Raw genomic sequence first — 25,398 nt, forward strand, 5'->3', positions numbered from 1 at the left:
GCCTGCGCGGTGCGGCGCGCGTGCGCGTGCAGGCGGGCGACGGCACGGTGTCGGCCGGCAGCGCGCGTTTCAACATCCGTTTGTTTGGCCAGGAAGTGTGCGTGACGTGCCTGGCGGGCCGCCTGCGCGTGGCGCAGGCGGGCAACGATGCGGAGCTGGCCGCGGGCCAGCAGCTGCGCTACCGGCCCGAGCATTTCGGCATCGCGCGCGCGGTGGCCAGGGGCGACGTCAGCGCGTGGCGCCAGCGCCTGCTGGTGTTCAAGCAAAGCACCTTGGCCGAGGTGGTGGACGAGGTGAACCGCTACCGTCCCGGCAAGCTGATCCTCAATGGCGACGCCTTGAAGCACACGCGCGTGCAGGCCAGCTTTTCGCTCGACCGCCTCGACGACGTGATCGCCCTGATCCAGGATGCGTATGGCGCGCGCGTGACGCGGCTGCCGGGCGGCATCGTGCTGTTCGGCTAGTGCGGCACGCCGATGGCATGCCGCCAATTATGACATTTTGATGACCTTTTGCAGTCCCGAACCTTGTTCCCTGTCAATGCTGCTGGAAGCCGCGAATCAGTGCCTGCCGCCCGCCCCGTGCGTGCCGCGCGCCGCCTCGCGATATCGGTCAGCAACGGAACATGAAAAGGGAATGTCGCCATGCAGCGAAGCAAGTCGGTCACGAAACACGCATCCTCCTCCGCCATGGCGGGCAACCGGACCGGTCGCCCGGTGCGCCTGAAACCGCTGGCGCTGGCCATCGCCATGCTGCTGCAGGCGGGTGGCGCGCAGGCGCAGCAGCCGTTCAGCGGCGCCTGGTTTGCGGGCAAGGGCGCGCAGCAGGGTACGGCTGCCGCCACGGGACGCTTGCCGAATGGCCAGCCAGCCACATCGCTGAACAATCCCTTGTTGCAGCAGCAAAAGGCCGAAGGCAAGCTGCAGCAATCGCTGAACAACCTGTTGCTGGCCGCGCGCGGCATCGCCGCCGAGCAGGCCGTGCAGGCGGCCGCGCGCCAGGCGGCGCTGGCCGCCGGCGGTGCACCGGACGGCCTGGTCAAGGGCGGCTTGCAGGTCGACAGCAACAGCCTGACGGCGGGCTGGCTCAATGCCCAGGCGCCCGTGCAGACCCAGGCCGATGGCAAGACTGTCGTGAAGGTCGTGCAGACGGATGACAAGGCGATCCTGAACTGGGAAAGCTTTAACGTCGGCAAGAACACCACCTTGCAATTCGACCAGAAATCGAACTGGGCCGTGTTGAACCGCGTAAATGATCCGCTGGCGCGCCCCAGCCAGATCCAGGGCCAGATCAAGGCCGACGGCACGGTGATGATCGTCAACCGCAACGGCATCGTGTTTACGGGCAGCAGCCAGGTCGATACGCGCAATCTGGCCGCCGCCGCCATGGGCATGAGCGACAGCCAGTTCAAGAGCGGCCTGTACGGCAAGGCGCAGGGCACGGGCGCCGTGCCGACCTTTGCAAATGACTTGCTGCTGGGCCAGAACACCTACACGCATGGGGCGGCCGAGGCGGACGTCGTCGTCGCCGCCGGCGCGCGCATCGACACGCGCAAGCCGCAGACGGTCACCGAGGGTGGCGGCTACGTGCTGCTGGCCGGCCGCAGCGTCGAGAATGCGGGCGCCATCACCACGCCGAACGGCCAGACGACGCTGGCGGCCGGCGACGCCATCGTCGTGCGCCAGGGCATGGGCACGGACAAGAACCAATATTCGAGCACACGCGGCAATGAAGTCGGGATGCTGCGCGTGGCCGGCAGCGGCGCCGGCAGCGTCGTCAACAACGGCCTGATCCAGGCGGCAACGGGCGACATCACGCTCAGCGGCAATAGCGTGCGCCAGGATGGTGTGCTGTTGTCGAGCACGACCGTCAATGGCCGCGGCACGATCCACCTGACGGCGGCGGACGAGAACGCCGGCGTCACCCTGGCGCGCGGCAGCGTCAGCGCCATCCTCATCGATGACAATGGCGCCACGGCGCTGGACGTGCAGCGCGATACCTTGCTGAAAGACACGGGCAAGGGCACGGACACGCCGCAGGACCGGCGCGACCAGTCGCTGGTGCGCATCGTGTCCGCCGGTAACATCGAGTTCGAGGGCGATTCGTTGACCCTGGCCACGGGCGGCCAGGTGCTGGCCGATGCAGCCCGCCGCAGCCACGTGGCGCGCGGCGCCGCCATCGACGTCTCCGGCGCCGTCGGCGTGAAGGTCGACATGAGCAGCAACAATGTGCTGATCAACGTGCAGGGCAACGAGCAGCGCGACGCGCCGGGCAGCCGCGACGCCAAGTACCTGAACAACAGCGATGTGTGGGTCGACCGCCGCGACCTGGTGCTGGTGCCGGCCGGCACCAACGGCTACGCCACGGACCGCTGGTACACGGCGGGCGGCTTGCTGGAAGTGAGCGGCTACCTCAATACCAGCGGCCATGGCGTCGGCGAATGGGCGGCCCAGGGCGGCACCGTCGGCTTTGGCGGCGGCGAAGTGGTGACGCAGGCCGGTTCGCGCATCAACATCGCCGGCGGTTCGCTGGACGTCCAGACGGGCATGGTCAAGCAGACGTGGCTGAAGGGCGCCGATGGCGCGATGTACAAGCTCAGCACGGCTCCTGGCGACAACCTGTACACGGGCTTGTACCGCGGCTATGAGAGCACGCATGCGCGCTGGGGCGCGAACACGACGGAAACCTTTGCCAATGCCTTGATCGGTCCCCGCGAGCGCCTGGAAAACGGCTACACGGTGGGCCGCGATGCGGGCCGCCTGATCGTTTCCACGGGCGCGGCCGTGCTGGAAGGCGACATCGACACGTCCGTGTTCCAGGGCGAACGCCAGCAGCGCAAGCGCGACGACGGCGTGGACAGCTACAAGCAGGCGCAGACGTCGGCGGCGCGCGCTGGTCAATTGATCGTCGGCAAAATGACGCCCGTCTTCGATCCGAAGTCGGGTCAGTTGCGCGACAGCCCGCAAGCCGTGCTGGAAAAGGTCGAGATCGGCAAGGTGGCAGCCATCGCCGATGGCCAGCTGCTCAATGCGGCCTTGCCCGCCGCGCGCAGCAACACCTTGCAGCTCGATGCGGACTGGCTCAACGGCCTGGAATTGGGCGCACTGAACATCTACGCCTACGACAAGCTCGACGTCAATGCCGACGTGCGCGTGGCCGATGGCGGCGACATCGCCCTGCACGCCACCGACGTGGGGATCAAGGCGAACGTGAGTGCGCGCAGCGGCAGCATTGCCGCCGGCAACATGATTTCGCGCTACCTTGCCTCCGCGGGCGCCGTGTGGGCGGACCTGCCCGTGTCGCCGGAAGCGCGTCCCGCGGGACCGGCCGGCGTGCGCGTGGCGCCCGGCGTGCGCCTCGATGCGCGCGGCCTGTGGAGCAACCTGGAGCTGGACCCGGGCGCCGGCGCCGGTTTGCCGTATATCAATGGCGGCAAGGTCAGCCTGAAGAGCTCCGGCGGCATCGAGCTGGCTGGCGGCAGCGTCATCGACGTCTCGTCCGGTGCCGCGCTGATGAGCAATGGCAGCCTGCAGGGCGGCCGCGGCGGCGACATCACCCTGGCCGTCGACTTGCCGCGCGAAAAAGCGCCGACGGGCGCCTTGCTCAAGCTCGACGGCGAGCTGCGTGGCCATGGCGTGAAGGGCGGCGGCCGCCTGACGATCGATAGCGGCACGGCCGTGAGCATCGGCGGCAAGCTGCTCGACGGCGACGTGTTGCCTGCGGGAAGCAGCGCCCCCGTCGGCTTGCGCCTCGTCGATGAATTCCTGATTGCCAAGGGCGAGAAGATCCCCTTCGATTTCGCGCTCAGCACCAGCTTGATCAAGCCGGGCCAGACCCTGAGCCAAGCCGTGACGGTGGATGTGTCGGCGCAGAAACCGCTGGTCCTGGGGGCCAGCATGGTGGTGCCGCAGGGCGCGCAGGTCGTCGTCAACGGTGCGATCTATCTGGGCAGCGGCGCCATCGTTCCCGCCGGCAGCGTGTTGACGTCGATTAACGGCTTGAATGCGGGCTTCGTGGTCTCGGCGGCGGCCTTTCCGAACGGCTTGCCCATCCAGCCGATGACGACGCGGTATGCGGCCGGCAGTATCGCTGCCGAAGCGCTGGCCGCGCCCCGAGGCCAGCTGCTGCCGACCGGTGTCGCACTGGGGCGCGACGTTGCCGTGCAGCCCATGCTGGCGCTGGACGCCAGCCTGTTCCAGAGCGGCTTTGCCGACTACGCCGTCACGGGCCGCGACGGCGTCGTGGTGGCCAAGAATGCGCAGATCGATGTGCGGATGCCCGTGCTGCGCTTCAAACCCGCCACCGGCCATACGGTGGCCGGCGGCACGGATCCAGGCGCCGCGCTGGAAGTGTGGACGCCGCCGCTGTACCAGGAAGATGCGCGCAAGGGCCGCCTGACGCAGCGCGCCGGCGCCGACCTGACGCTGACGGCGGGCAGCCCGTACGTGAAGGGCGGCCTGGCGGTGGCCGAGGGCGCCGTCGTGACGGTCGATCCGGGCCGCCAGATCAGCTTGACGGGCAATGGCCAGGTCAGCATCGATGGCCGCCTCGAGGCCTGGGGCGGCAAGATCGCCGTGCTGCCGGGCACGTTTGGCACGGGCAACGATGTGGATGTGCCGAACGGCAAGGGACAAGCCACGTCGATCTGGATCGGCGAACACGCCGTGCTCGACGTCGCCGGCCGCGCCACCGTCGCTACCGACATGCGCGGCGGCCGCTATGGCCGCGCCGACAAGGGCGGCAGCATCGAAATCGGCGCCCGCTACAAGGCTGATGCCGCCAGCGTCGATGCGGCCGATGCCTTTGTCGTCGTGCGCCCGGGCGCACTGCTCGACGCCAGCGGCGCGGCAGCCACGCTGGACTTGCCGAACCAGGGCGCCGTCAACGTGGCCGGCAGCGGCGGCTTGATTTCGCTCAGTTCCTACAACGGCATCTTTGCCGATGGCACCATGCGCGCGGCGGCCGGTGGCGCGGGGGCGGCCGGCGGCACCCTGGCGCTGGCGCTGGACACGCCCAACTATGGCCAGGTGGACCGCCAGACGCTGGAAGGCGCCGGCGTCGACAATGTGGTGCGGGTGCCGCGCGAATTCGTGCTGGCCCAGGTACAGGGCGACAGCGCCTTGCCGGCCGATTTGCGCGCGGGCCAGCAGGATGAAGCCTTGCGCTACGGCAGTGCGCGCCTGGGTGCCGACCGTGTGCAGGCCGGCGGCTTCGATAACCTGGCCATGCACGTGAATGGCATGCTCAGCGTGGATGGCGACGTCAACCTGGCGCTGGGCCAGAGCCTGCGCCTGAGCGCCACGTCGCTGGGCCTGGCGCAGCCGCCGCAACAGCCGGGTATGGACGGCCAGGAAAAGGACGGCCAGGAAAAGCGGCCAAGCCTGGCCAGCCAGGTACACCTGGCGGCGCCGTATGTGCGCCTGGGAACGGCCGCACGCGCGCAGAAGGACAATTTCATCGTGCCCAATGCCGTGAAAGGGTCGAAAAACTCGGGCAAGGGGCGCGGCATGCTGGGCGTGCCGCTGGTGGCCGACGGCTCCCTGCTGCAGATCGATGCGGGCATGCTCGATCTTGCGGGCGAAGTCAACATGGGCACGCGGGGCGAGATCGTGCAAAGCAGCGGCAAGCCGCTGGCCGTGGAACGCGATGCCTTCGAACAGCTGACCCTCAACAGCCGCGGCGACTTGCGCATGTCGAACAACGCCGCCCTGTACCAGCCGGGCAATGCCACCTTGGTGGCCGCGCAAATCTACCCGGCCACAGGCGACAGCGGCATGGTCACCGTGGGCCAGAGCAGCCGGGTCGACGAATACGGCATCGTGCGCGTCACGCTCGATCCCTTGCGCACGCTCAATATCGAGCGCAGCGCCGGTAGCGCCACGCCGAACCAGCCGTTTTCCGTCTTTGGCAGCCTGAACCTGGTTGCGCCCACGATCAACCAGCGCGGCGTGCTGCGCGCGCCGCTGGGCCAGATCACCCTGGGCGCCGAAGGTTATGAAGCCTATACGGACCATGTCAACCTGTTGCCGGGCAGCCTGACCTCCGTCAGCGCGAAGGGCTTGACGATGCCGTACGGCGGCACGCTCGATGGCCTCAGCTACCTGTATGACGGCAACGACGTCGTGTTCAAGGGCGTGGGCAACGGCCCCGAGATCGCTTTGACGGGCGCTGCCGTCGACGTGCAGGCCGGCGCCGTGCTCGACCTGTCGGGCGGCGGCACCTTGACGGGCGCCGCCTTCCTGGCAGGACGGGGCGGCTCCACCGATGCGCGCCTCAATCCGCTGGTACAGATGAAGCCGAATGGCGGCTTCACCTTGCCTGGCTTGAATACCAACCCCGTGTACGCCATCATCCCCGGCGTCCAGCCGGACGTGGCGCCACTGATGGCCGAGCAGGGCGCGGGCAAGCCTGCCGTGGGACGCCAGATCACCATCGGCGCGGGCGTGCCCGGCCTGGCGGCCGGCACCTACACCTTGCTGCCATCGAATTTCGCCTTGCTGCCGGGCGCTTTTCGTGTGGAATTGAATGGCCTGGCCGGCACCGTCGAGGCGGGCGGCACGGTGGCCATGCGCAATGGCTCGTACGCCACGGCGGCGCAGACGGGCATCGCCGGCACGGCCATCCGCGACGCCGTGCCCGGCCAGGCCATCCTGACGCCGGCCGACGTGCTGCGCAGCTATTCGCAATACAATGAAACGGGCTATGCCGCTTTTGCCATGGCGCAAGCCACGCGCGACGGCGTGCCGCGCGCCATGCTCGAACGCGACGCCAAGGCCGTGCGGCTGCAGCTGATCGCCCCGTCCCTGCGCAGTGTCGAGAATAACCAGACGCCATTGATGATGGATGGCAGCGCCCTGTACGCGCCGGCCGAGGGAGGCTTTGGCGGTTCCCTGCTGCTGGGGACGGGGACGCATGCGTCGACCCGCTACGAAGTGCTGGCCGACGGCACGGCGCCGCTGGCGGACTTCGATGGCGTGTCCGTGCACGCCTCGCAAATCAACGCCTTCGGCGCCCAGCGCGTGGGCATCGGCGGCTTGCCGCGCGTCACCTACAGCGATTTCGCCACGGGCAGCAACCAGCGCGCCAACATCGCCGCCATCAATGAGTCGGCGGGCGGCATCGTGCTGCGCGACGGCGCCGTACTGAAGGCGGCCGAAGTGTTCCTCGTGACGTCGAAAAAAGACGACGGCATCATCCTCGAGCAGGGTTCCGGCATCAATACGCTGGGCCGCGGCAAGGCGGCCTGGGACTCGCGCGACGGCTATGTGTACCAGCCGATGGGCAGCGTGCTGGCCGTCTCGAACGGCTGGCTGGACATGCTGCCGGCCGCAGCGCCGCCGTCCGAATCGTATGGCCCCGGCATCATCGATATCGGCGCCTGCAGGAAGGCGGGCGGCGCCTGCGGCGGCAGCACCGCGCTGTACTCCGAGGGCACCATCGCGGCGGTGACGGAGCGCGCGTTTACCCTGCGCGACAACGTACGCTACGGCACGCGCAACCTGCAGCTGGCGATGGGCGCGATCAATATCGGCAGCGAAGCCGCGCTGGCGGACGCCAGCGCCCGCGGTGCCTTGCCGGATGGCCTGGCGCTGAACCAGGGCGTGCTCGACCGCCTGCTGCGCGGCGATACCAGCACGGGTGCACCGGCACTGGAAAGCCTGGGCTTGACGGCGCGCAATTCCTTCAATTTCTATGACTCGACGCAGCTGTCGACCATCGATGCGGCCACGGGCAAGTCGTCGCTGTCGCGCCTGGTGCTCAATACGCCCGCCATCTATGGCTATGGCGGCGCGGACGCGCTGGCGCGCATCCACACGGACACCCTCGTGTGGCAGGGTGCGACGAACGCGCCCGGCGCCGTGGTTGCCGATGGCCCCGGCACCGGCAGCGGCCGCCTGCAGGTCGATGCCAAGCGCATCGAGTTCGGCTTTACGCCGGACAGCCGTCCCGACACCATCCACAATCTGGACCGCCTGATACTGGGCTTCGGCCAGGTGGCGCTGAATGCGAGCGAACAGATGACGGCCAATAACAAGGGCAGCCTGTCCGTCTACCAGTCGCAGGGCGCGTGGGATACGGCCATCAATGGCTACCGCTACAGCGGTGGCGACGTCGTGATCAACACGCCGCTGTTGACGGGCGCGGCCGGTTCCGTCAACCGCATCACGGCGGGCGGCAACCTGACGGTGAGCGCGCCGGCAGGTGCGGCCGCCGCCACGCCGACGAATGCGGCGCTGGCCGGCGCCCTGGGCGCCGAAGTGGCGCTGAGCGGCAACAATGTCAGCGTGGATACGTCGGTGGTCTTGCCAAGCGGAAAATTGACGCTGTCGGCCGAGCGCGATGTGCTGCTGGGCGACAAGGCCAAGCTGGACCTGGCGGGACGCAAGATCGATTTCTACGACACCAGCAAGTACAGCTGGGGCGGCGACGTGATCCTCGACAGCCGCGAGGGCGATGTGCGCCAGGCGGCCGCTTCCGTGATCGACCTGTCGGCCGTGAACAACCGCGCCGGCAAGCTGAGCGTGATCGCCACGGGCGACGCGGCCGGCACGGCCGACTTGCGCGGCACCCTGCTGGGCGGCGCCAGCGGCAGCTATGACGCGGGCGGTACCCAGGTAGCCTATGCGGCCGGCGGCGCGGAAATCCGCGCCCAGCGGATCGGCGACTTCGCCGGCCTGAACCAGCGCCTGAACACGGGCAAGGTGTTCGGCAGCCGCAGCTTCCAGCTCAAGCAGGGCGACCTGGCCATCGGCGACGAGGTCAAGGCGCGCGAAGTGAGCGTGTCCGTCGATGGCGGCGCGCTGACGGTGAACGGCCGCATCGACGCCAGCGGCGAACAGGTGGGCAGCATCCGCCTGGCCGGCCGCGACGGCGTCACCATCAAGTCCGGCGCCGTACTCGACGCGCATGGCACGGTGCTGCGCACGGACAGCTACGGGCAAGTGATCGAGGCGCCGAACCGCGCCGTGATCGAACTGGCGTCGCCTGGCGGACGCCTGACCCTGGAAAACGGCGCGCGGCTCGACCTGCGCAGCGGAGACAAGGGCGGCAATTACGGCAGCATCGACTTGAATGCGCGCCGCCTGGGCGGCGCCACGGGCGACGATATCGATATCGATGCGGCCGGCGCCTTGAACATCGCGGGCGCGCGCAACATCAACGTCAACGCCTTCTGGCAATACAAGGATGCCCCGGCGGGTACCGGCAAGGATGCGGACGGCCGCAGCTACCAGAGCATTACCCAGGCTTACCTGGACGGGAAGCATGCAGACAGCCAGGCCTTCATGGTCAATGCGCTGGCGAACGGCAACTTGATGAACAACAAACTGCGCGGCTTGCGCGGCGATGCGAACGCCTTCCACCTGCGACCCGGCGTCGAAATCGTCAGCGCCACGCCGGGCGGCGACCTGCATATCGATGGCGACATCGACCTGTCCGGCCACCGCTACGACGGCGTCAATCCGCTGGCGCGCCTGAGCGGCGTGTACGGCTCGGGCGAGGCGGGCGCGCTGGTCGTGCGCGCCGGTGGCAAGCTCAGCGTCTTTGGCAGCATCACGGATGGTTTCGATACGCGCACCTTGCCCGTCACGTCGGACGACCAGGGCTGGCAACTGGTGAAGGGCCGTTTGCCGTGGGGCGGCGATGTCGTCGTGCCGCAAGGGGGCCTGGTGACCCTGGCCGAAGACACGTATTTCAAATCGGGCACGAGCCTCAATTTCGCCGTGCCGATGAAGCCGATGCAATTGCGCGGCGGCACCTTGCTGGCGGTGCGCGCCACCTTGACGGCGGAGTTGAACTTGCCGGCCGGTAGCGTGCTGGGCGGCGCCGTGCGCAACGCCGATGGTAGCGTGCTGTACGCGGCCGGCACGGTCTTGCAGAAGGCGCTGACCTTATCGAGCGGCATGCAGCTCGATCCCGGCCTGCGCCTGCCTGGCGCAGCCAGGGTGGCGGCCATGGTGTGGCCCGCGAATGTGGCCCTGCCCTTCCCGGAAGGCAAGCCGTGGGACGTGGGCGATGGATGGAATCCCGTCAACGGCGTGGTGCTGGCCACCGCGCTGGCGCTGGACAAGGGCAGCGTGCTGCCCGCCGGCACCGTGGTCAAGCTGCCTGGCGACGCGACCATGGTGGCGCTGCGCAGCGAGGATGGCAGCGGCAGCCAGGGCCGCAACCTGGCGCTGGCGCCCATGCTGGCCCAGGGTTCGCAAGCGTGGTCACTGCGCCTGGTGGGCGGCGCCGATACGGCCGCGGCCGACACGCGTGCGCTGCGGCCGCATGCGAAGGACGCCCACCTGATGCTGGCCGATACGCATTACGGCATGGTCCCTGCCCGCGAATTGGTTCCAGGCACCGGCTTGCCCGGACAATACATCTGGGGCGACGATGCCGGCCTGTTTGGCCAGGAACCGGGCACGCCGATCAACCTGGATGACTTTGGCAGCGAAGAAGTGCTGCTTGGCTTCAATGAATATGGCGCAATCGTGGTCAAGGTTGCCGATGGCACACCGCCCGAATACGTGGACGTGATTGCGCCGGCGCGCCAGCCCCTGTTCAGCGTGCTGCGTACGGGCACGGGCGACCTCGACCTGCTGGCCGCCGGCGATTTCGACATGCGTTCGCTGTACGGCGTCTACACGGCGGGCACGCAGTCGGCTTCGCCGCTGGTCGATGGCAAGGATCTGTTCAACCTGCCCCGCGGCGTCAGTGCCAAGGGCCAGTTGCTCGGCGCCCTGGACAACCAGCTGACGCGCTTCGTCGATGGGGGCAGCGAGAGCCTGTACCGCGCCTGGTATCCTGAGCACGGCGGCAACCTGCTGCTGCGCGCCCAGGGCGACGTCAAGGGCGACACCGTGGGCACCGCCACGCAGCGCCGCGAGGACGCCATCGGCGCCCTGAGCCGGCAGCAGGATACCAGCGACATCGGTACCTGGCTGTGGCGCCAGGGCAGCGGCAGCACGGGCGCGGGCGTGCCGACGGCATGGTGGATCAATTTCGGCACCTATGTCGCGCGTCCCGACGGCAGCGAGCTGTTTGCCGGCCAGCCGGCCGTGTCGGGCTTTACGGGCATCGGCACCCTGGGGGGCGGCAATGTGCTGCTGCAGGCGGGCGGCGATGCCGGCATGCTGACCTCGCGCACCGATCCGGGCGGCGAGTACGCACCGCGCAGCCAGGGCCTGAACGTGGCCGTGGGCAGCACGGGCAGGGTGACGCCGGACGGCAAGCTGCTGCTGACGGGCGGCGGCGACCTCGACATCCGCATCGGCGGCGGGCTCAACCCTGTTGCCGAGGTGCGCAGTTTCGACCGCAACAGCGATGCCCAGAATGTCGATACGCGCTACGAGCGCCAGTCTCTCACGCTCAACAGCACCTTCACGAACCTGCGCGGCGCGCTGCGCATGGAGGCGGGCGCCGTGGGCGGCGTCGAGCTGCGTTTCGACCGCGCCGATCCGAAGGAATCGCGGCCGTATGAAACCTATACGGCGGGCACGGCGATTGCCAGCGGCGGACCGATCCTGGTGCCGGGCGACAGCGGTGTGCGCATCGATGCGCGTGGCGACCTGGTGCTGGGCGGCACGGCTGATGCGGGCCGCGTGAAGCAGCTGGGCAATGGCTCGCCGTTCAACTACCAGGGCGTCGAGCGCGCCGGCGAGGGCTGGAGCTGGTTCTCGCTGTGGACGCCGGCCACCGCCATCGACCTGTTCAGCGCCGGCGGCAACCTGACGCCGACGTCCGCCTGGATCCGATCGGCGACGGGCGACAACCCTGCGCCCTCGGACGGACGCTTCGTCATGCCGTCCGTGCTGCGCGCCGTGGCTGCCAGCGGCAGTTTGTACTACGGCAATGCCAGCCTGGGCAGGTTGGGCGAGGGCGGCAAGGTCGACATGCCGCAAAACGGCGTGATCCTGGCGCCGTCGCCGGTGGCGCCGCAATTCGTCAAGACGGGCACGGGCCAGCTGGAAATGCTGGCCGCCGATTCCATCCATGCGGCCGGCTACCCCATCACGCCATCGGGCGCCGATCCGCGCCTCTTGCCGAACCCGTTCAATCCGGGCTTCGTCGGGGCGCTGGACAAGGTCTGGTTCGGCCTGCTGCCCTTGCATAACGTCAGCACGAATGCGCTGGCGCCTTCGCCGCTGAAGTCGTTTGCGGGGAATGCCAATGGCGCCGGCGTGGAGGCGCAGACCTATCCGCTGTTCAGCATGACGGCACCGACGGTGTCGGACTATGTGCCCGTGGGCCAGCTGCCTGCGCATTTCTATGCCAACAGTGGCGACATCGTCGGCCTGCGCACGGGCGGCATCGTGTACCGGGCCACGCTGAGGGGAGACGTGGGTCCGCTGGGCGTGTGGTACGAGGGCGGCGGCGCCGTGGCCGTGCGCGCCGGGCGCGACATCGTCAATTCGGGCACGCCGCTGGGCAGCGTCGAAGACGTGCCGGACGGCGCGGCCGGATGGACCAGCCAGGGCTTTGTCGGCCGGCCGGACTATCCGGACAAGCCGGTCGTCACAGGCAGCTCGTCGGCGCGCGGCAATCTGTTCGTGCACCGCCATGCCGATGACGTCTCCGTCGTCAGCGCCGGGCGCGATATCCGCTACAGCACCTTCTATGTGGCGGGGCCTGGCCAGCTGAACGTGAGCGCCGGGCGCGACCTGTACATGGCCGACAAGGCGGAATTGCGCAGCCTCGGTTCCATCGTCGGCACCGGTCCCGGCGAGCGCGGCAATGGCGCCGGCATCAGCGTGGCCGCCGGCGTGGGCCGCAATGGCCCCGACTATGCGGCCTTCGCGGCGCGTTACCTGGACCCGGCCAAGCTGGCCGACCCGGGCCGCCCGCTGGCCGACCAGGCCGGCAGCGCCGTGTACGTCTACGGCGGCAAGCTGACCCTGGCCGACTGGCTGCGCGGCCAGTTCGGCTATGGCGGCGACGAGGCGGGCGCTTCCGCCTTCCTCGGCACGAAACAGGCGGAACTGGAGAAGGCCGGCGCGCAAACGGGCGGCGTGCGGCGCGACCTGGCGCGCGAATACGCGCTGGTCAGCCAGTTGCACCTGGTGAACTGGCTGACGACGCGCTTTGGCGGCGACAGCGGCCTGGGCATCCGCTACGACCCGGCCACCGATGCGCGCAGCTTCTTTGCCGCCTTGCCGAAGGAACAGCAGCAGGTGTACCTGAGCAATGTCTACTTTGCCGAACTGAAGGCGGCCGGGCGTGAATACAACGATCCGGACGGCATGCGCCGCGGCAGCTACCTGCGCGGCCGCGAAGCCATCGCCACCCTGTTCCCCTCCCAGGACAAGGCGGGCAAGAAGATCGAGTACAAGGGCGACCTGACGATGTTCAGCAGCGCGCTGTACACGGTCAACGACTACGCAGGCATCTATACCAAGCGGCCCGTCGAGGGCGTGCGCTACTTGAGTCCGCAGGAGTGGGCCGAGGCGGGGCGTCCGGTCGTCAACGTGCCGCACGTGATCGTCAACGATGCCGGCATCCATACGGATTTCGGCGGCGATATCGGCATCGCGGTGCCGGGCGGGCGCGCGCTGATCGGCGTCGACGGCGGTTATGCGCCGGGCGAAGGCTCGGGCGTGCTGACGCAGGGGGCGGGAGAGATCCAGATGTATGCGAAAGACAGCATCCTGCTGGGCCAGAGCCGCATCTTCACCACTTTCGGCGGCAACATCCTGGCCTGGTCGGCCACGGGCGACATCAATGCGGGCCGCGGCACCAAGTCCACCGTCGTCTACACGCCGCAGCGCCGTAACTACGACAGCATCGGCCTCGTCAGCCTGTCGCCGAGCACGCCGAGCACGGGCGCCGGCATCGCCACCTTGAACCCGATCCCGGAGGTGCCGCCCGGCGACATCGACCTGATCGCCCCGCTGGGCAGCATCGACGCGGGCGAGGCGGGCATCCGCGTCTCGGGCAACGTCAATCTGGCGGCCTTGCAGGTGGTGAATGCGGAAAACATCCAGGTGCAGGGCAAGTCGACGGGCATGCCCGTGATCGCCTCGGTGAACGTGGGGGCGCTCAGCAATGCCAGCGCGGCCGCCTCGCAAGCCGTCACCGCGGCGCAGGATGTGCTGCAGCGCGAACGGGCCGCCACGCGCCAGGCGCAGCCGTCGCTGTTTACGGTGAAGGTGCTGGGTTTTGGCAATGAGCAGGCGGACGAAGCCGGTGTTGGCAAGCACACGGGCGGCGAACCGCAGGCGTCCAGCTATCAGCCGGCCGGCGTGGTGCAGGTGCTCGGTGCGGGACCGCTGACGGCGCCGCAGCTGCAGGCGCTCACGCCGAACGAGCGGCGCGGTTTGCAGCCTTGAGCGGAGTTTTATGAACATTTGATGACATTCGGCAGTCGCCGCGCGCGGCGACTGTCTAGGCATCAGTAGACAAGCTTCGATGGACGACATGCGCAGTACACAACGCCGGCCCAGCGCCGCAATACAGGGCAACCGTTTGATTTTAAGGTGAATGGAAGATGCGTGAGATGAAAAAACAGGGCAACGGTGCAGCGCCAGCGGCGCCTGCGACGGCCTTGACGATGCTGTGCCTGGCCATGCTGGCGCTGCCCGGCATGACATACGCTCAGGAAACAGCTGCAGCCGCGCCGGCCGTGCCGGAGCGCCAGGTGACGATCGAGGAATATTTGGTGCGCGGCAATACCGTGCTCGATGCGCGTGCCATCGAAGAGGCGGTCACGCCCTTCCTGGGACCGGGCCGCACCCTGAAGGACGTGGAAGGGGCGCGCGACGCCCTGGTCGCCGCCTACCAGGCGCGCGGCTACCAGTCCGTCTACGTGGACTTGCCCGAGCAGCAGGTGGAGCAGGGCGTGGTGGTGCTGCAGGTGAGCGAAACGAAGGTGGGACGCTTGCGCGTGGTCGGTGCGCAGTACAACTCGCCGCTCGACGTGCGTCAGCAAGTGCCGGCCCTGACGGAAGGCAAGGTGCCGGACTTTACGCAGGCGCAAGCGGAACTGACGGCCCTGAACCGGGGCCCCAAGCGCCAGGTGATGCCGCTGGTCAAGCAGGGCAGCTTGCCCGGCACCATGGACGTGGACTTGAAAGTCGAGGACAGCAGCCCGTGGCGCGCCAGCGTGGGCCTGAACAACGACTACAGCGCCGACACGAAGAAGCTGCGCACCAGCATGTCGGTCGGCCACGACAACCTGTGGCAGCTGGGACACAGCGCCACCATCAGCTTTTTCGGCACGCCGGGCGACCTGAACCAGACCAAGGTGTGGTCCGCCTCGTACGTGGCGCCCATCGGCACGCAGGGCTGGAGCGTGGAAGCGACGGGCTACCAGTCGAACAGCAACGTGGCCAGCACGGGCGGCACCAGCGTGCTGGGCAAGGGCCACGCGCTGGGCATGAAAGTCAACTACACGGTGCCCAACAGCGGCATCTGGTGGCACAGCTTTTCTGCCGGCATCGACTTCAAGGATAACCAGGAAGCCTTGAAACTCAATGGCACGGGCAGCAATATTCCGCTCAAGTACGTGCCCCTGAGCGTGTCGTATAACGGCTTTGCGCAGACGGACGCGGCGACGTACGGCCTGGGCCTGTCGCTGGTGGCCGGCACGCGCGCCTCGTTCGGCTACGGCAGCAACAGCGCCGCCTATGACAACAAGCGCTACAAGGCGTCGCCCAGCTTCCTCGTGCTCAAGGGCGACGCCAACGCCACCTACACCCTGGGCAGCGGCGCGCAGCTGCACGGGCGCATGTCGGGCCAGCTGGCCGACGCGGCGCTGGTGTCGGGCGAGCAGATGGCCGCCGGCGGCGCCAATTCCGTGCGCGGCTATCTGTCGGCCGAAGCGACGGGCGACTACGGCGTCTCGGGCACCGTCGAATGGCGCACGCCCCAGCTCACGTATTTCAGCCGCCTGGAAAACTGGCGCCTGTTTGCCTTTGCCGATGGCGCGCGCCTGCGCCTGCGCGACCCGATGATCGAGCAGAAAGACCTGTTCGGTCTGGCTTCCGTGGGCGTGGGCAGCAGCTTCCAGTTTCTGCGCTACCTGAATGGCCGCATCGATTTCGCCTACCCGCTGCGCGATGGCCCGCGCACGCACAAACACGTGCGCCGCATCAATTTCAACCTGTCGGCCAGCTACTGACGGGCCAGCTCACCAGCACTGTACTTTTTTAGACTTTTCTTCGGAGAATCACTGTCATGCAACGTTTTCTTTTTCTGCTCACGATCCTGGGCACGCTCGTTCCCGGCCTGGCGCATGCCTGGTGGCAGCCCGACTGGGCTTACCGCAAACCCGTCACCGTCGATGCCGGTCCGAAGGCAGGCGCCGTCGGCGGCGATCCCGGCCGCATTCCCGTGCTGCTGCGCTTGCATTCGGGTAATTTCAACTTCGAAGGCGTCAGCGACAACGGCGCCGACCTGCGCTTCGTGGCAGGCGACGACAAGACGGTGCTGAACCACCAGATCGAACAGTTCAACCCGCTCTTGGGCATCGCCCTGATCTGGGTCGACGTCCCGGCCCTGACGGCCGGCACGCCGCAGCAGCTGTGGATGTACTACGGCAATCCGAAGGCGCCCGCTTCCGGTAACGGCCAGCGCACCTTCGATCCCGATTACAGCCTGGTGTACCACTTCACGGAACCTGGCGTGCCTTCGCGCGACAGCACCGCCTACGGCAACCATGCCCAGACGGCCGTGCCCGCGCTGGACGGTTCCGTCATCGGTGCCGGCGCCCGCCTGGGTACGGCACCGCTGATGCTGCCCGCCTCGCCTTCGCTGGCGCTGGCTGCCGGCGCGCCGTTCACGTTTTCCGCCTGGGTGCGTCCGGACAGCCTGGGCGCGCAGCAAGTGCTATATGCACGCCGCGACGGCGCCAATGAATTGCTGATCGGCATAGACCAGGGCGTACCCTTCGTGCAAGTGAATGGCCAGCGCAGCAAGCCCGGCCAGCCGATCCAGGCAGCGCAATGGTCGCACCTGGCCGTCAAGGCCGATAAAAACAATGTGGCCCTGTATGTGGGCGGTCGTCCGACCGTGTCGCTGGCCACCGCCCTGCCGGCGTTTGCCACGGCTGCCTCGGTAGGCGCCGATGCGCCGCCGGTCGCCACCGGCGCCGCCACCCTGGCCAACTTTACGGGCGCCATCGATGAGCTGCGCCTGTCGCGCACGGCCCGTCCCGACGCCCTGCTGCTGGCCGATGCTGTCTCGCAAGGTTCCGAATCGCGCCTGGCCGTGTTTGGCGCCGACGAACAGCAGGCCGGCAAGAGCCATTTCGGCTTCATCATCGCCGCCATGCCGCTCGACGCGTGGATCGTCGTCGGCGTGCTGGGCCTGATGATGGTCTTGTCGTGGATCATCATGATCGGCAAGGGCCGCAGCTATGGCGCCATCTCGCGTGCCAATGCGCAATTCATGCAGTCGTTCCACGAAGCGGCCGGCGCGCCGCTGGACCACCTGGCGCGCAACGGCAAGCTGAGCGCTTCCGTGAAGACGGATTCCTCGCTGTGGCGCCTGTATGACGTGGCCATCGACGAGATGCGCCGCCGCCACGACCGCGGCTACGATCTGAACGCCGTGTCGAACGCGACGATCGGCGCCATCCGCGCCGCCATGGATGGCGTGATGGTGCGCGAAAGCGAGCGCATGTCCAAGCGCATGATCTGGCTCTCGACCACCATTGAAGGCGCGCCCTACGTGGGCCTGTTCGGCACCGTGATCGGCATCATGCTGGTGTTCGTCGTGGCGGCCATGGCCGGCGCCGTGGACATCAACTCGGTGGCGCCAGGCATGGCGGCAGCGCTGCTGTGTACGGCTGCGGGCCTGGGCGTGGCGATTCCCGCCCTGTTCGGCTACAACTGGCTGTCGTCGCGTTCGGACGCCATCGTTGCCGACATGGCCGTCTTCGTCGACGAATTTGCCACACGCCTGGCTGAAGAGCAGGGCGACGGACGCCAGATGCGTCCCGTGCTGCAACAGGCGTGAGGGGCGCATAACCATGGCCACCTCCGCCAAGTTTACCCCCCGCAAGCGTAGCGGCGGCATCAATATCACGCCCTTCGTCGACGTGCTGCTGGTGGTGCTGGTGATCTTCATCCTGACCAGCAATGCCAGCATTCCCGGCATCAAGGTCGACCTGCCCAAGGCCAGCTCGGCCATGGCGCTGGAAAAACCGAAGACCAAGGCCATCACCATCGACAACGCGGGCCAGGTCTTCCTCGACGCCTATCCCGTCACCTTGCCCGAGCTGGAAGAGCGCTTGCGCACGGAAAAGGCCTTGACGCCCGACTTCCCCGTGATCGTGCGCGGCGATGCAGCTGTGCAATACGCGAAAGTGGTCGAAGTGCTGGACTTGCTGCGCCGCATAGACCTGAACCAGGTGGGCCTGGTGACCGGCAAGCCGGCATGAGGAGCGCAAGGTGAAGCGTGACGACATGATGAAGATGGCTGCCTCGGAACCGTCGGGCGCGGCGCAATGGTGGCGCCGCTGGGGCGGCGTGGCCGGCGGCGCGCTGCTGGCCGGTGCGCTGGCCGCGCTGGTCTGGTATCTGCTGTCCGATACGGCGGCCACCAAGCGCGAAGTGGCGGCTCCGCCGATGCTGATGTTGCCGCCCCCGCCACCGCCGCCGCCGGAACCGGAAAAACTGCCGGAACCGACGCCGGACAAGGTGGTGCCGGAAGTGTCGGAGCCGGAACCGACGCCGGCCGACAAGCCCATGGATGACGCGCCGGAAAGCCCGTCGCCGGACAAGGGCGACCCCGTCACCATCGACGGCGCGGCACAGGCCGGCAGCGACGCCTTCGGCATCCAGGCCGGGCGCGGCGGCGGCATGACGGGCGGCGGCGGTGGCGGCGGCCTCGGCGCGGGATCGTATGGCCGCTATGTCGCCAATGCGCTGCAGATGGCCATTGCCCGCGACCCGCGCACGCGCCAGCTGGCCTTTGCCGACATCCGCGTCGACCTGTGGCTCGATACGGAAGGCAAGACGACGAAAGTGCAGCTGGTGCAAGGCACGGGCAATGCGCAGACGGATGAGCAGGTGCTGGCCATGGTGCGCGACTTCCGCGCCGATGAGCGGCCACCGGCGTCATTGCGTTTCCCCGCGAGAGTATCGATCAAGGGCCGCCGGCCGTAAGTGCACACATTCATTTTAATTTTTACCGAAAGAAACAATGAATTCCTTATTTTCTTCCCCACAGCGCATGCGCCGCCTTCCGCTGGCGCTCGCTGCCCTGGCGTTGAGCATGGCGGCAGGCGCAGTACAAGCGCAGGCGCCGGCCGACAGCACCATGGTCAAGCTGATCCGCGGCCTGATCCAGAGCGGCGCCCTGAACAAGGATGCCGGCGAAGCCTTGCTGGCGCAGGCGCAGAGCGAGGCGCTGGCCGCCGCGCAAGCGCGTCCGGCGGCAGCGCCGGCCGCCCTGGCGCAGGTGCAGCCGGGCGACGTGCGTGTGCCGTATATTTCGCAAACCGTGCGCGAGCAGATCCGCGACGAGATCAAGGGACAAGTGCTGGCCGAGGCAAAAGCGGGCGGCTGGGCAGCGCCGAATGAAACGCCGGCCTGGACCAAGCGCATCCGCGTGGAAGGCGATGTGCGCGCCCGCTACGAATCGCGCTATTACGACATGGCCAACAGCAATATCGAGATCGACTGGCGCTCGCTCAACAGCGGCAGCGGCTACGACGTCAATTCGAACACCAACCTGGCCCTGCCGGCGCTGCTGAATACGCGCGAAGACCGCAAGCACTTGCTGCGCGCCCGTGCCCGCCTGGGCATCCTGGCCGACATTTCCGACAGCACGCAAGCGGGCATCCGCCTGGCCAGCGGCAACGACGACAGCCCCGTGTCCACCACGCAAACGCTCGGTGGCGGCCTGGGCAAGAAAAACATCTGGCTGGACCAGGCCTGGCTGTCGTATCAGCCTGCTGCGTGGCTGAAACTGACGGCGGGCCGCTTCGACAATCCGTTTGTGTCCGGCGACGAACTGTTTTCCAGCGAACTCAATTTCGACGGCATCGCCGCCAAGGTGCAGCAACCGGTGGGCGACAGCAAGGACGTCACCGTGTTCGGTACCCTGGGCCTGATTCCGCTCGAGTATTCGTCCGACAATGCGCCTAGCCGCAGCCAGGCCAAAATGTCCAGCGAAAACAAATGGCTGCTGGGCGCGCAAGTGGGCGCGTCGTGGAAGATCAATAGCGACCATCAGTTGCGCGGCGCGCTGGCCTACTACAACTTCCGCAACATCAGCGGCGAATATTCGCAGCCGTGCGCGCTGTACGCGGGTGCCGATGGCTGCAGCACGGACTGGTCGCGTCCGTCGAGCATGCAAAAGGGCAATAGCTTGATGCTGTTGCGCAATATCGCCCTTAATCCGCTGGACCCGGCGAATACGCCGCAGCCGCAATTCGTGGGCCTGGCGTCGAAATTCCGCCTGGCCAACCTGAATGCGCGCTGGGATAGCAAGGTGGCCGGCGGCACGGACTTGCGCATCGAAGGCGATTATGTGCGCAACATGGCCTACGACAAGAATGCCATGTGGGCGCGCGCCAAGGGCGGCATCATGAACAACTTCGGCGGCACGGGCGGCGTGTCGCAAGCCGATTTCAGGAGCGGCGGCAACGCCTACATGCTGCAGGCAACCCTGGGCAAGGCGAACCCGGCAGCGCGCGGCGACTGGAACGTTTTACTCGGCTACAAGCGCATCGAACCGGATGCCTTGCCTGACGCCTACAACGATTCCACCTTCCACCTGGGCGGCACGAATGCGCGCGGCTACTACCTGGGCGGCGCATATGCGCTCGACAAGAATACCTGGCTGAACGGCCGCTGGACGTCGAGCCGTGAAGTGTTCGGTTCGGCACTGTCGATCGATACCCTGCAAATCGAACTGAACGCGCGTTTTTAAGGAGCCATGATGTTGATATCCAACAAAATGCGCGTGCCGCTACTGTTGCTGAGCTTGCTGGTTGCCGGCACCGCCCAGGCGCAGGGACAGAAGGGCCAGAGCATGGAAGAGCGCCTGCGGGCCGAGTTGCGCAATGTCACGGCGCAACTGCAGCAGACGCGCGGCGAGCTGGAATTGCTGAAAGCCAAGGGCGTACCTGCCGCCAAGGCGGCGCCCGCGGCCGCACCTGCCAGCGAGGGCTTGAAAAAGGAACTGGCGCGCAGCCAGTCGCAGCTGGCGCAAGAGCGCGCGCAGCGGGAAAAACTGGGCGAGCAGCAACAGCGCAGCGCTACCGCCGCGCAAGAGGCGGCCGCCAGCCTGGCGCAATTGCGCCAGGCCAGCGAACAGCTGGCCGCCACGGGCAAGCAGCTGGAAACGGAACGTGCGCGCCTCGACGGCGAAGTGGCGTCGCAGCGGGGCGCCCTGGCGCGCTGCGAGAGCAAGAATGCCCAGCTGTTCGCGGCCGGGCAGGAAATCCTGCAAGCGTACGAGTCGCTGAACGTGCTGGACGTCATGAAGGCGCGCCAGCCGTTCGCCGCGCAAAGCCGCGTCAAGCTCGAGCAAATTGCGCAGCAGTACGGCGACCAGCTGTACCAGGGCCGCTTTGATGCGCGTCAAACCAGTGACACGCCGGCCGCCCCCGCGCCCGCCCCCCAATAATTTTATTTTTTGAAATGAATGGAATGACGATGGAAAACAATACCAACTTGCTGAGCACCCTGAATGCGGAACAAATGGCCGACGCCATCAAGGCGGCCGGCTGCGCCGTGACCAGCATCGAACACGACGGCGTCGTGCGCCTGCACAGTGCCAGCCATGGCATCGGCTTTCAGGTGCTGTGGGGCAATGAAGCGGCGCCTGGCCAGTACGCCGATTTGACCCTGAGCTGCCCGCTGCGCGTGCAGGGCGGCGACTTGCCGGCCGGCTTGCTGGCCGAATGGCACCGCAGCAAGCGTTTTGCCCGCGTGGCCCAGCATGGCGATTTCGTCGTGCTGGAAATGGATGTGCTGGTTGCCGGCGGCGTCAGCCAGGAGTATCTGAATATCAATCTGCAACTGTGGACGCAGATGATGGGCCAGTTCTTCTTGTTTTTGCGCAACTTTACGCCAGCCGACACGAGCACGGCACCGATAGTCGAGGCCGCCAGCGTGACCGAAGAGGAAACGGTCGCAGCCTGATAAGCGGGTCAAATGGGGCAAAAAAGGCCGGTGACGGGTCTTTTTTGTCGCCTGCGGGTCCCAAGTGTCGTATTAAATACTTATTTTTTAGGCATCGCGCATTAAAACTGCTTAAAGAGCGTGTGTGAATCAAGCCAGCAACGGCTGTATGGCGGATAATATTGCCTGTTGCCGATTTGGATACGACCTTTACACAAAAATGCGCCCCATGGATTTTACCCGCGACGAAACCAGTGAAACCCCAGTTGCCCCGGCCAGCGCGCCGGGAGCGCCTTTGCCGTATGCCGTCGCCACCTGGCTGCAGCGGGTGGAGGCAGCCGCCCATCCGAAGGCCGTGCTGACGATTGCCGAACCTGATCCCAAGCTCAACCAGCATCGATTGATCTACGTGCTGGCGCCCACCAGCGGTGGCCGCCACGTGGCCCTGTGCCTGTACAAGGCGCGGCTGCGGCCGAACGGCGACGTGGCGGCAGCCAGTCCCATCAGCGAAATCTTTTCCCTGCTGTCCGCGCCGCCCACGTTCCTGACGCCGTTTGACGAAGACCTCGTGCGTTTCTTCGTGGCCATGCGCAGCGGACAGAATTCGCAGACGGGCAGCGCTACGGAGCCGAAAGGCAAGGTGGGCGCGGCCCTGCTGAAAATGCTGGCCGAGCAGGATAAATTGTTGTGGGCCAATTCCTGGGCCGACGTGGGCAATGGCCTCGTGTATCCGCTGAAGGAAGGTCCCGTGCGTCCCGCCCGCCTGTTCTGGCGCGACGAAGGCAAGACCATGCGCCTGGGCTGGCAAGTGGACCCGCCGGAAGGGGCGAAGCACCATGGCGCCGACCAGATCGACTACATGCTGCCCACCGATCCGCCGTGGTACATCGACAACCTGTCGTGCGGCGTGCTGGAACTGAACCAGGGCGGCTCCGACATTTCCCTGGCCGACTTGCAGGCGCTGGTGGCGCAGGCGCCGCCGCTGAACGCGAACGACAAGGTGCGCGTGTCGCAACTGCTGCTGGCGCAGGGCTTGCAGCATTTGATGCCGCTGCCGCAACCGTTGCCGCAGCGCTTGCGCAAGGACGTGCCGGCGCAACCGGTCTTGCTGATGGACAGCGCCATGCTGGCCGATGGCAGCGTGCAGCGCTGGAGCGACTTCGCCGTGCTGTCCTACGACTACGATGGCGAGCGCGTCTCGTTCGACCCGTCGCAGCGCGTGGTGCGGCAAGTGGGCGAGGTGACGGAAATTATCCAGAGAAATACGGCCGATGAAGCGCGCGCGCTGGCCACCCTGGCCGAGCTGCAATTCAAGAAGCCGGGCTCCGCCCCCTTGAGCGGCTTGAAGGGCGCCTTGCTGCTGCCATCGCAGGCGGAATGGCTGCGTTTTGCCGAGTCCGGCATCGATACCTTGCTGGACCAGGGCTGGATCGTGGAAAAGACGGCCAAATACCGCTACGACGTGAGCGACGTGGGCGACTGGTATGCGGAGATCGACGACCAGGACCCGGACAGCGGCAACGCCTGGTTCGAGCTGGAACTGGGCATCGTCGTCAACCATGAGCGCGTGCCGCTGCTGCCCGTGCTGGTGCAGCTGATCCGCAACGCGCCCAACGATTTCAATCCGAAAGTCATCGAAGCGCATGCGGACGATGACCAGATGCTGGCAACCTTGCCAAACGGCACGCGCGTGGCCCTGCCGTGGGGACGGGTGCGCCCCATCCTGAACACCCTGGGGGAACTGTACTTCAGCGACAAGATCAAACATGCGGTGCGCATGTCGACCCTGGACGCGGCGCGCCTGGAAGAGCTGGCGCGGGGCCTGGACATGGAATGGACGGGCGGCGAGCAGCTGCGCGCCATGGGCCGCAAGCTGAGCCAGTTCGGTTCCGTGCAAAAAGTGGCGGCCCCAGCCGGCTTGCAAGCGACCTTGCGCGATTACCAGGCCGATGGTCTGGCGTGGATGCAATTCCTGCGCGACCACGACCTGGCGGGGATTTTGGCCGATGACATGGGCCTGGGCAAGACCGTGCAGACGCTGGCGCATATCCTGGTGGAAAAGGAAGCGGGACGTCTCACGCATCCAGCCCTGGTGATCGCGCCCACGAGCTTGATGGGCAACTGGCAGGACGAGGCGGCCAAGTTCGCGCCCAGCCTGAAAGTGCTGCTGCTGCAAGGCAAGGACCGTGCGCAGCAATTCGACCAGATCGACCAATGCGACCTGGTGCTGACCACCTACGCCCTGTTGCCGCGCGACGAGGAAACCCTGCGCGAGCATGATTTCCACCTGGTCATCCTCGACGAATCGCACTACATCAAGAATACGCGCAGCAAGGCGGCGCAAAGCGCGGGCCTGCTGCGCGCGCGCCACCGCCTGTGCCTGTCCGGCACGCCGCTGGAAAATCACCTGGGAGAATTGTGGTCGCAATTCCACTTCCTGCTGCCGGGCTTGCTGGGCGACGAAAAGACGTTCAACACGCAGTTCCGTCACCCGATCGAGCGCCAGGACGACCCGCTGCGGCGCATGCTGCTGAACCGCCGCATCAAGCCTTTCCTGCTGCGCCGCACGAAGGACAATGTGGCCAAGGAGCTCCCGCCGAAGACGGAGATGGTGCGCAAGGTGGAATTGACGGGACCGCAACGCGACCTGTATGAAACCGTGCGTCTTGCGATGGATCAAAAAGTACGCGAAGAAATCGACAAGAAGGGCGTGGCGCGCAGCCAGATCGTCATCCTCGAAGCGCTGTTGAAATTGCGCCAGGTGTGTTGCGACCCCCGCCTCGTGAAATCCTTGCCGGCGAAGAAGCAGTCGGCCGGTTCGGCCAAGCTGCTCGACCTGATGCAGATGGTGGAAGACTTGCTCGACGAAGGGCGCAAGATCCTCGTCTTCTCGCAATTTACCAGCATGCTGGAATTGATCGAGGAAGAGCTGGAATCGCGCGACATTCCGTATGCGTTGCTGACGGGCGAGACGAAGGACCGGGGCGCGCAGGTGGCGGCCTTCCAGCAGGGCGCCGTGCCCATCTTCCTGATCAGCCTGAAAGCGGGCGGCGTGGGTCTGAACCTGACGGCGGCCGACACGGTCATCCATTACGATCCGTGGTGGAATCCGGCGGCGGAAAACCAGGCCACGGACCGCGCCTGGCGCATCGGCCAGGACAAGCCCGTGTTCGTCTACAAGCTGATCGCCAAGGGCACGCTGGAAGAAAAAATCCAGCTGCTGCAGCAAAAGAAATCGGAGCTGGCGCAATCGATCCTGGCCGAAGGCGAGTCGCAGAAGATGGCCCTCACGCAGGAAGACTTGCAGCAGATTTTCGCCCCGCTGGAAGATTAACGCTGC

At 66.9% G+C, this 25,398-nt stretch carries 10 protein-coding genes; all 10 read left to right on the top strand.

Translation table 11 applies throughout. The features are described from left to right. A partial coding sequence (locus tag GCN75_RS08830) for a FecR family protein (protein WP_405002794.1) occupies nucleotides 1-464 on the top strand: 464 nt, incomplete at its 5' end. Nucleotides 465-644: 180 nt separating this feature from the next. Further along, a complete protein-coding gene (locus GCN75_RS08835; protein ID WP_152282222.1) occupies nucleotides 645-14,312 on the top strand; it encodes a filamentous haemagglutinin family protein in 13,668 nt (4,555 codons plus the stop codon). 167 nt (nucleotides 14,313-14,479) lie between these two features. After that, nucleotides 14,480-16,102, top strand: a complete 1,623-nt coding sequence (locus GCN75_RS08840; RefSeq protein WP_226941207.1) for a ShlB/FhaC/HecB family hemolysin secretion/activation protein — start codon at nucleotides 14,480-14,482, stop codon at nucleotides 16,100-16,102. Between the two features lie 56 nt (nucleotides 16,103-16,158). Continuing rightward, nucleotides 16,159-17,940 (top strand): DUF2341 domain-containing protein, encoded by a 1,782-nt coding sequence (locus tag GCN75_RS08845; protein ID WP_152282224.1) that lies wholly within the window; start codon nucleotides 16,159-16,161, stop codon nucleotides 17,938-17,940. A gap of 13 nt (nucleotides 17,941-17,953) precedes the next feature. Continuing rightward, nucleotides 17,954-18,364, top strand: coding sequence for an ExbD/TolR family protein (locus tag GCN75_RS08850; RefSeq protein ID WP_034753784.1), 411 nt, complete (start codon nucleotides 17,954-17,956; stop codon nucleotides 18,362-18,364). Nucleotides 18,365-18,374: 10 nt separating this feature from the next. Beyond that, complete coding sequence (locus GCN75_RS08855) at nucleotides 18,375-19,091, top strand: energy transducer TonB family protein (protein ID WP_226941208.1); 717 nt, start codon at nucleotides 18,375-18,377, stop codon at nucleotides 19,089-19,091. A gap of 67 nt (nucleotides 19,092-19,158) precedes the next feature. Continuing rightward, on the top strand, nucleotides 19,159-20,862 hold the full coding sequence (locus tag GCN75_RS08860) for a putative porin (RefSeq protein WP_152282345.1): 1,704 nt from the start codon (nucleotides 19,159-19,161) through the stop codon (nucleotides 20,860-20,862). Between the two features lie 6 nt (nucleotides 20,863-20,868). Further along, a complete protein-coding gene (locus GCN75_RS08865; protein ID WP_193317425.1) occupies nucleotides 20,869-21,561 on the top strand; it encodes a hypothetical protein in 693 nt (230 codons plus the stop codon). A gap of 29 nt (nucleotides 21,562-21,590) precedes the next feature. After that, the gene (locus tag GCN75_RS08870) at nucleotides 21,591-22,079 is read left to right on the top strand and encodes a YbjN domain-containing protein (RefSeq protein WP_226941209.1); all 489 of its coding nucleotides are present in this window, start codon (nucleotides 21,591-21,593) and stop codon (nucleotides 22,077-22,079) included. Nucleotides 22,080-22,287: 208 nt separating this feature from the next. Then, the gene (locus tag GCN75_RS08875; protein ID WP_152282227.1) at nucleotides 22,288-25,392 is read left to right on the top strand and encodes a DEAD/DEAH box helicase; all 3,105 of its coding nucleotides are present in this window, start codon (nucleotides 22,288-22,290) and stop codon (nucleotides 25,390-25,392) included. Nucleotides 25,393-25,398: the final 6 nt, after the last annotated feature.

It is taken from the genome of Janthinobacterium violaceinigrum (assembly GCF_009208555.1).
GTDB classification, from domain to species: Bacteria; Pseudomonadota; Gammaproteobacteria; order Burkholderiales; family Burkholderiaceae_D; genus Janthinobacterium; species Janthinobacterium violaceinigrum.

Coding starts and splice junctions, on each gene's coding strand:
- GCN75_RS08835 (WP_152282222.1), top strand. CDS start 645: ATGCAGCGAAGCAAGTCGGTCACGAAACACGCATCCTCCTCCGCCATG.
- GCN75_RS08840 (WP_226941207.1), top strand. CDS start 14,480: ATGAAAAAACAGGGCAACGGTGCAGCGCCAGCGGCGCCTGCGACGGCC.
- GCN75_RS08845 (WP_152282224.1), top strand. CDS start 16,159: ATGCAACGTTTTCTTTTTCTGCTCACGATCCTGGGCACGCTCGTTCCC.
- GCN75_RS08850 (WP_034753784.1), top strand. CDS start 17,954: ATGGCCACCTCCGCCAAGTTTACCCCCCGCAAGCGTAGCGGCGGCATC.
- GCN75_RS08860 (WP_152282345.1), top strand. CDS start 19,159: ATGCGCCGCCTTCCGCTGGCGCTCGCTGCCCTGGCGTTGAGCATGGCG.
- GCN75_RS08865 (WP_193317425.1), top strand. CDS start 20,869: ATGATGTTGATATCCAACAAAATGCGCGTGCCGCTACTGTTGCTGAGC.
- GCN75_RS08870 (WP_226941209.1), top strand. CDS start 21,591: ATGGAAAACAATACCAACTTGCTGAGCACCCTGAATGCGGAACAAATG.
- GCN75_RS08875 (WP_152282227.1), top strand. CDS start 22,288: ATGGATTTTACCCGCGACGAAACCAGTGAAACCCCAGTTGCCCCGGCC.